Annotated in this window: 1 protein-coding gene; it reads right to left on the bottom strand. The window is 39.6% G+C overall.

Features of this window, described 5'->3' with window-relative positions; genetic code table 11:
• Window positions 1–30 precede the first annotated feature (30 nt).
• Window positions 31–1,208 (bottom strand): IS3 family transposase gene (locus HX021_RS21640; protein WP_286592706.1). Its coding sequence is split into 2 segments (ribosomal slippage): window positions 31–938 and window positions 938–1,208, totalling 1,179 coding nucleotides; the frame shifts between segments, so codons are not numbered across the junction.
• Window positions 1,209–1,251 lie beyond the last annotated feature (43 nt).

The following is a 1,251-nucleotide window of genomic DNA, read 5'->3' as shown; positions in this document are numbered from 1 at the left end:
TGGAATTGCAACAATAAAATGGACACATAGTTAAGCTGCAATATTTTGTTTATTGATTTTTCTAGCAAACTCCTCTGGTGATAAGTATCCTAAGGCAGAATGTTGCCTTTTTCGGTTGTACCAAGTCTCAATATATTCAAAGACAATAAGTGCAGCTTGCTCCCTGTGGGAGAATTTATGCTGATATACACATTCGGCCTTCAGTGTCTTGAAAAAACTTTCAGCGACAGCATTATCCCAGCAATTTCCCTTTCTACTCATGCTTCTTATGATGAGTGGATTTTTTTCCAGCATAGAGCTGAACTCATGACAGGCATACTGTACGCCACGGTCAGAATGGAATATTAGTTTCTGGGTGATTGGCCTTGCTCTTTGTGCCATGTTAAAAGCAGAAATCACCGTATCTACCGCATTCATAGTCTCACTTAAAGCCCATCCGATTACTTTTCGATCTCCTAAATCGATTACAGTTGTCAGATACAACCATCCCTGCTGCGTTCTGATATAAGTGATGTCTGATACCCATACTGCACCAAGTGTTCCCGGTTTAAAATCACGGTCCAATATATTCTCCGGTACCGAAAATTTATGTGCGGAATCTGTGGTCACCTTAAATTTTTTCTTGACAATACTTCTTAACCCTGCCTTTCTCATCAGTTTGGCTACCCTCACTCTGGATATTTTGATATTCTTTTTGTGTAGTTCTCTGGTAATACGCGGACTGCCGTAAGTCTTTTTACTCCTTACAAATACATCCTGAATTTCAACGGCAAGATGATGGTTTTCAATACTTCTCTTTGAAGGAATACCCTTTAAAAAGTTGTAATAACCTGCTCTGCTCACCTTGAACACCTGACACATCTTCTCGACTGAAAATATTTCCCTATTGTCCCTTATGAACCTGAATATTTGGGGTCGCTCTTGGAGAAGATGCTTACAGCCTTCTTTAATATATCCCGTTCTATCTGTGTTTCCCGAAGTTCTTTTCTTAGTCGTGCTAATTCCTGTTCCCCCTCACTCAGGATAACTTTTCCATTCCCAGGGAAACTACTCCCTTGTTTTACAGAATGTTCCTTTCGCCACCTATACAATAATGCTGGGGTAATATCTAATTCCCTAGCCAGTGCGCTAAGGTCACTACGCGTGTTGCTTAGTTCAACACTCATCAGTTTGAACTCTTTGGTATAAACTTTTCTTTCTCTTGACATAAGTCTCTTAAGTTATTAAAATTCTCTTAACTTAATGTCCACT

It is taken from the genome of Sphingobacterium sp. N143 (assembly GCF_030325625.1).
Taxonomy (GTDB): Bacteria; Bacteroidota; Bacteroidia; order Sphingobacteriales; family Sphingobacteriaceae; genus Sphingobacterium.
This window is presented reverse-complemented; position numbering and strand designations above follow the sequence as displayed.